This is a genomic window from Bradyrhizobium sp. 23 (genome assembly GCF_023073295.1).
Taxonomy (GTDB): Bacteria; Pseudomonadota; Alphaproteobacteria; order Rhizobiales; family Xanthobacteraceae; genus Bradyrhizobium; species Bradyrhizobium canariense_D.
In genome coordinates this window covers 69,926-76,015 of the sequence record NZ_JADPJF010000014.1, presented here as the reverse complement: position 1 = coordinate 76,015, position 6,090 = coordinate 69,926, and the positions used below count along the sequence as shown (strand labels likewise).

The window sequence follows — 6,090 nt, the reverse complement described above, 5'->3', positions numbered from 1 at the left end:
TCGGCCGCATCCGCTTCGCGCGCGCGCGGCTCGGTGACGCCAAGCTCGCGGCGCGCGCGCCGGCCGGCTTCACCAGCCCGGACGGCACGGCCGGCCTGAAATTCGATCCGTCGCACGTCCACGTCTATGCCGACAGCCTTCTGGTGGAGGGAGCCGCCTGATGGACAAGACTATCAACCAAAAAGCCTGGTTCCTGGTGCTGCCGGTGTTCCTGGTCGTCGCCTTCTCGGCAGTGCTGCCGTTGATGACGGTGGTGAACTATTCGATGCAGGACACCTTCGGCAACAACCAGTTCTTCTGGAACGGTGTCGGCTGGTTCAAGGAATTGCTCGATCCTTCGACCGACCTCGGCGGCCGCTTCCTGGCTTCGCTCGGCCGCAATCTGTTCTTCTCGCTGGTGATCCTCGCGATCGAGGTGCCGCTCGGCATCGTCGTCGCGCTCTCGATGCCGCGCCAGGGCTGGACGGTTGCGGCCTGCCTCGTCATCCTCGCGTTGCCGCTGCTGATCCCGTGGAACGTGGTCGGCACGATCTGGCAGATCTTTGGCCGTCCCGACATCGGCCTGCTCGGCTATGTCCTCAATGCGACCGGCATCGATTATAATTACGTCTCCAACGACATCGACGCCTGGGTCACGGTCATCGTGATGGACGTCTGGCACTGGACCAGCCTGGTCGCGCTGCTGTGCTATGCCGGACTTAAGTCGATCCCGGAGGCTTATTACCAGGCGGCGCAGATCGATGGCGCCTCGCGTTGGGCCGTGTTCAAGGCGATCCAGCTGCCGAAGATGAACCGCGTGCTGCTGATCGCGGTGCTGCTGCGCTTCATGGACAGTTTCATGATCTACACCGAACCGTTCGTGGTGACTGGTGGGGGGCCCGGCAATTCGACGACTTTCGTGTCGATCGAGCTGGTCAAGATCGCGCTCGGCCAGTTCGACCTCGGCAAGGCCGCCGCGCTGTCGCTGGTCTACAACCTCATCATCCTGATCGTCTGCTGGATCTTCTACACCGTCATGACCAACGCCGGCAGCGATCGGAAGCCGCAGGAAGGAGCCGTGTGATGCACTCGATCCCCGGCCGTCGCCTCATCATGGCGCTGTTTTTGATCTTCCTGCTGTTGCCGATCTACTGGCTCGTCAACATGAGCTTCAAGACCAACGCCGAGATCGTCTCGACGATGACGCTGTGGCCGCACGCGCCGACGCTCCAGCACTACAAGCGCATCTTCACCGATGAGAGCTGGTATTCCGGCTATATCAACTCGTTGGAATATGTCGTCCTCAACACCATCATCTCGATCTCGGTGGCGCTGCCGGCGGCCTACGCGTTCTCGCGCTACCGTTTCCTCGGCGACAAGCATCTGTTCTTCTGGCTGCTCTCGAACCGCATGGCGCCGGCCGCGGTCTATGCCCTGCCGTTCTTCAATCTCTATTCGGCGATCGGGCTGTTCGATACGCCCTGGGCGGTCGCGCTCGCGCACTGCATCTTCAACGTCCCGCTGGCGGTGTGGATCCTGGAAGGCTTCGTCTCCGGCGTGCCGCGCGAGATCGACGAGACCGCCTTCCTCGACGGCTATTCCTTCCCGCGCTTCTTCATCAAGATCCTGGTGCCGCTGATTGCGAGCGGCATCGGCGTCGCCGCCTTCTTCTGCTTCATGTTCTCCTGGGTCGAGCTGCTGCTCGCGCGCACGCTGACCTCGGTCTCGGCCAAGCCGATCGCGGCGATCATGACGCGCACGGTGTCGGCTGCGGGCATGGACTGGGGCCTGCTGGCGGCAGCCGGCGTGCTGACGATCATCCCGGGCGCACTCGTGATCTGGTTCGTCCGCAATTATATCGCGAGCGGTTTCGCGCTCGGTCGGGTCTAGGGAGGCATCAAATGGAATGGATTGCATGGATGGCCTGGACGCCGCCGACGGCGATCTTTTTTGTCGCGCTCGCCTGCACGCTGGCTGTGATGACCTGGCTCGGGGTGGCTTATCCCGAAGCCGAGCGCGTCGGCGTGCTGCGCATCCCGACCACGCGCGGCGACCGCCTGTTCATCTCCCTGATCACGGCGGCGGTCATCCACTTGCTGTGGATCGCCTTCGCCGGCACCGACCCCCTCGCCACGCTGCCGATCGGCGAGGACGGAGTTGAAATTTCGCGCCTTTGGATCGCATCAGGAATTTCGCTGGCCACGGCCGTACTCATTTTCCGCACGGTCTAGCCCGCGAAGGAACGGCCAGATCCGGGACCAACCCGGGCCTGTAAAAAGTTTGTCGCTGCAACGGAGGAATAACATGCGGCAGTTTAGGAGAAGGGAACGTCCATTGACCAAGAATAGCTTTCTGACGATGTCCAGCGTCGCCGCCATCGTCGCGGTGTCGCTGGCCGTCTCGGCGCCGGTGCGCGCCGCCGACGACGCCGCGATCCAGAAGTGGATCGCGGAATTCCAGCCCTCGACGCTGTCGAAGGAAGACCAGAAGAAGGAGCTGGAGTGGTTCGCCAAGGCCGCCGAGCCCTTCAAGGGAATGGAGATCAACGTGGTCTCCGAAACCATCACGACCCACGAATATGAGTCGCAGACGCTGGCCAAGGCGTTCTCCGAGCTCACCGGCATCAAGCTCAAGCACGACATCATCCAGGAAGGTGACGTCGTCGAGAAGCTGCAGACCCAGATGCAGTCCGGCAAGAACGTGTACGACGGCTGGATCAACGATTCCGATCTGATCGGCACCCACTTCCGCTACGGCCAGACCATCGCGCTGTCGGACTATATGACCGGCGAGGGCAAGGACGTCACCGACCCCATGCTCGACGTCAACGACTTCATCGGCAAGTCGTTCGGCACGGCGCCGGACGGCAAGCTCTATCAGCTGCCCGACCAGCAGTTCGCGAACCTTTACTGGTTCCGCTACGACTGGTTCACCAACGCCGACTACAAGGCCAAGTTCAAGGCCAAGTATGGCTACGAGCTCGGCGTGCCCGTGAACTGGTCAGCCTACGAAGACATCGCCGAGTTCTTCACCAACGACATCAAGGAGATCAACGGCGTCAAGGTCTATGGCCATATGGACTATGGCAAGAAGGACCCGTCGCTCGGCTGGCGTTTCACCGACGCCTGGCTGTCGATGGCCGGTAACGGCGACAAGGGCATCCCGAACGGTCTGCCGGTCGACGAATGGGGCATCCGCATGGAAGGCTGCCGTCCGGTCGGCTCCTCGGTCGAGCGTGGCGGCGACACCAACGGTCCGGCCGCGGTCTACTCGATCACCAAGTACCTCGAGTGGATGAAGAAGTATGCTCCGCCGCAGGCCCAGGGCATGACCTTCTCCGAGTCGGGTCCGGTGCCGGCGCAGGGCAACATCGCCCAGCAGATGTTCTGGTACACCGCCTTCACCGCCGACATGGTGAAGCCGGGCATCGCCGTGATGAACGCGGACGGTACGCCGAAGTGGCGTATGGCTCCGTCGCCGCACGGTTCGTACTGGAAGGAAGGCATGAAGCTCGGCTACCAGGATGCGGGTTCGGCGACGCTGCTCAAATCGACTCCCCCGGATCGCCGCAAGGCGGCCTGGCTCTATCTCCAGTTCATCGTCTCCAAGACGGTGTCGCTGAAGAAGAGCCATGTCGGTCTCACGTTCATCCGTGAATCCGACATCTGGGACAAGTCGTTCACCGAGCGTGCGCCGAAGCTCGGCGGCCTGATCGAGTTCTACCGCTCGCCCGCGCGCGTGCAGTGGACCCCGACCGGCAACAACGTGCCCGACTATCCGAAGCTGGCGCAGCTGTGGTGGCAGAACATCGGCGATGCGTCGTCCGGTGCCAAGACGCCGCAGGCCGCGATGGACTCGCTTGCCGCGGCCCAGGACTCCGTCATGGAGCGTCTGGAGAAGTCGGGCGTGCAGGGCGCCTGCGGTCCGAAGCTGCACAAGAAGGAGTCGGCCGAGTTCTGGTTCGCCAAGGCCCAGAAGGACGGCACGATTGCCCCGCAGCGCAAGCTCGCCAACGAGAAGCCGAAGGGTGAGACGGTCGACTACGACACTCTGATCAAGTCGTGGCCGGCACAGCCCCCGAAGCGCGCTTCGCTGCAGTAAGGCACATCAGCATAACGACGAAAGGCCGGGAGCAATCCCGGCCTTTTTTCTTTTTATTGTCGTGGATTTTGCTTCCACACGTCATTGCGAGCGAAGCGAAGCAATCCAGAGTCTTTCCACGGAGGTAGTCTGGATTGCTTCGTCGCTTCGCTCCTCGCAATGACGGAGGATGGAGCGACAACGACGCCTTATTCCGCCGGCTCAGCCGCCAGCGTCGGATAGTCCGTGTATCCCTTCGCGCCGCCGCCGTAGAACGTGTTCTTGTCCCAGTCGTTCAGCGCCGCGCCCTGCTTCAGCCGCTCGACCAGATCGGGATTGGAGATGAACGGCTTGCCGAAGGCGATGAGATCGGCCGCGTTCGCCTCGAGCACCTTGGCAGCGAGGTCGAAATCATAGCCGTTGTTGGCGATGTAGGCGCCGGGGAAGCGCTTGCGCAGGCCCGCATAGTCGAACGGCGCGATGTCGCGCGAACCGCCGGTGGCGCCTTCGACGACATGGAGATAGACGAGCTTGAGCGCGGCGAGGCCGTCGACGATATGGTCGTACAAGGCTTGCGGGTTCGAATCCGAGATGTCGTTGGCCGGCGTCACCGGCGAGATGCGGATGCCGGTGCGATCAGCGCCGGCCTCGGCGACGACGGCCCTGGAGACCTCGAGCATCAGCCGCGCGCGGTTCTCGATCGAGCCGCCATAGGCGTCGGTACGCTTGTTGGTGCCGTCCTTGGCGAATTGCTCGAGCAGATAGCCGTTGGCGCCGTGGATCTCGACGCCATCGAAGCCGGCTTCGAGCGCATTCTTCGTGGCGCGCCTGAAATCGTCGATGATGCCTGGAATTTCGGAGAGCTCGAGCGCACGGGGCTCGGAGACGTCGGCGAAAGTGCCGTTGACGAAAGTCTTGCCCTTGGCGCGGATCGCGCTCGGCGCCACCGGGGCTGCGCCATTGGCCTGAAGGTCGACATGCGAGATGCGGCCGACATGCCAGAGCTGGATGAAGACCTTGCCGCCGCGCTGATGCACCTGATCGGTGACCGTGCGCCAGCCGGCGACCTGGTCCTTTGAGTAGATGCCGGGGGTGTCCTGGTAGCCTTGGCCCTGCTGTGAGACCTGGCTCGCTTCGGTAATCAGAAGCCCCGCCGAGGCACGCTGGGCGTAATAGTCAGCGGCGAGCGCGCCCGGTACGAAGGTGCCGGGAACGGCGCGGTTGCGCGTCAGCGGCGCCATCACGAAACGGTTCGCCAGCGTGATCGGGCCGAGCTTGTAGGTCTCAAACAATTTGGTCGAACGGCTCATGAGAATGCTTCCAGGCGGTGAGAGATCCGGAACACTTGTGCATTGCGGCAATCAGCGCAAGGGAGGAGCCATACAGAAACTGCAGGCGAGATGCGCAGCCGAGCCGCGCAGCATAAAGCATGTGCAATTTCAGCCGCAGCAGCAGATTGGATCTCCCGCCGCGGCCGTCTGAATAATCGCCTTTCAGTTCGCGCCGAGGAAATCGCGCTTGCCGATCTCGACGCCGGCGTGGCGCAGAAGGCCGTGGGCGGTTGCGGCGTGGAAATAGAAGTTCGGCAGCGAGAACGCGCTCAGGAATTGCTGGCCCTTCATGGTGATGGACTTGTCGGGGCCGGCCGGGAAGGTGACGTCCTTGGTGTCGGCGCCCTCGAACTGCTCGGGCTTGAACGATTTCACGTAGTCGATGGTCTTCGCCAGGCGCTGCTTCAACTCCGCAAAGCTGGTCTCGGTGTCCGGTGTGGAGGGCACGTCGCTATGGGTCAGCCGGGCGCAACCTTTGGCTGCGAAATCGCTGACCAGCTGGATCTGCTTCGAGAGCGGCAGCATGTCCGGAAACAGGCGGGAGCCCAGCAGGACGCTGGGGTCGACCTTCTTGGCCGCACAATGCGCTTCGGCTTTCGTGAGCAGGCCGATCAGGCTGTTCAACATTTGCAAATAGGCAGGAACGACGGCGTCGTGGAAGGACATGTGATGCTCGCTTCAAAAGTGGGAAATCTCAGGA

The 6,090-nt window shown here is 62.6% G+C and carries 6 protein-coding genes and 1 pseudogene; 5 read left to right on the top strand and 2 right to left on the bottom strand.

Annotated elements, in window-relative coordinates; translation table 11 throughout:
* The 5 genes and pseudogenes from IVB32_RS02495 to IVB32_RS02475 all read left to right on the top strand — a co-directional run.
* Nucleotides 1-161: pseudogene (locus IVB32_RS02495) on the top strand (ABC transporter ATP-binding protein); the annotation flags it as partial.
* Nucleotides 161-1,063 carry a sugar ABC transporter permease gene (locus IVB32_RS02490; protein ID WP_018454980.1) on the top strand — a complete coding sequence of 301 codons (903 nt, stop codon included), beginning with the start codon at nt 161-163 and terminating at the stop codon, nt 1,061-1,063. The pseudogene IVB32_RS02495 and the gene IVB32_RS02490, both read left to right, overlap by 1 nt.
* Nucleotides 1,063-1,869, top strand: coding sequence for a carbohydrate ABC transporter permease (locus IVB32_RS02485; RefSeq protein ID WP_018454979.1), 807 nt, complete (start codon nt 1,063-1,065; stop codon nt 1,867-1,869). The genes IVB32_RS02490 and IVB32_RS02485 overlap by 1 nt, the downstream gene beginning before the upstream one ends.
* Before the next feature lie 11 nt (nt 1,870-1,880).
* Nucleotides 1,881-2,210, top strand: a complete 330-nt coding sequence (locus tag IVB32_RS02480) for a DUF2160 domain-containing protein (protein ID WP_018454978.1) — start codon at nt 1,881-1,883, stop codon at nt 2,208-2,210.
* A gap of 127 nt (nt 2,211-2,337) precedes the next feature.
* The gene (locus IVB32_RS02475) at nt 2,338-4,080 is read left to right on the top strand and encodes an ABC transporter substrate-binding protein (RefSeq protein ID WP_039799251.1); all 1,743 of its coding nucleotides are present in this window, start codon (nt 2,338-2,340) and stop codon (nt 4,078-4,080) included.
* A 188-nt stretch (nt 4,081-4,268) separates the two neighbouring features.
* On the opposite strand, the gene IVB32_RS02470 is transcribed toward IVB32_RS02475, so the two are convergent.
* Together IVB32_RS02470 and IVB32_RS02465 are read right to left on the bottom strand one after the other, a co-directional pair.
* Complete coding sequence (locus IVB32_RS02470) at nt 4,269-5,369, bottom strand: alkene reductase (protein WP_018454976.1); 1,101 nt, start codon at nt 5,367-5,369, stop codon at nt 4,269-4,271.
* Between the two features lie 183 nt (nt 5,370-5,552).
* The gene (locus IVB32_RS02465; RefSeq protein WP_018454975.1) at nt 5,553-6,056 is read right to left on the bottom strand and encodes a DUF1993 domain-containing protein; all 504 of its coding nucleotides are present in this window, start codon (nt 6,054-6,056) and stop codon (nt 5,553-5,555) included.
* Between the last annotated feature and the right edge of the window lie 34 nt (nt 6,057-6,090).

Bases quoted from the DNA above. Each gene is read 5' to 3' on its own strand.
- IVB32_RS02490 (WP_018454980.1), top strand. From the start codon at position 161: ATGGACAAGACTATCAACCAAAAAGCCTGGTTCCTGGTGCTGCCGGTG.
- IVB32_RS02485 (WP_018454979.1), top strand. From the start codon at position 1,063: ATGCACTCGATCCCCGGCCGTCGCCTCATCATGGCGCTGTTTTTGATC.
- IVB32_RS02475 (WP_039799251.1), top strand. From the start codon at position 2,338: ATGTCCAGCGTCGCCGCCATCGTCGCGGTGTCGCTGGCCGTCTCGGCG.
- IVB32_RS02480 (WP_018454978.1), top strand. From the start codon at position 1,881: ATGGAATGGATTGCATGGATGGCCTGGACGCCGCCGACGGCGATCTTT.
- IVB32_RS02465 (WP_018454975.1), bottom strand. From the start codon at position 6,056: ATGTCCTTCCACGACGCCGTCGTTCCTGCCTATTTGCAAATGTTGAAC.
- IVB32_RS02470 (WP_018454976.1), bottom strand. From the start codon at position 5,369: ATGAGCCGTTCGACCAAATTGTTTGAGACCTACAAGCTCGGCCCGATC.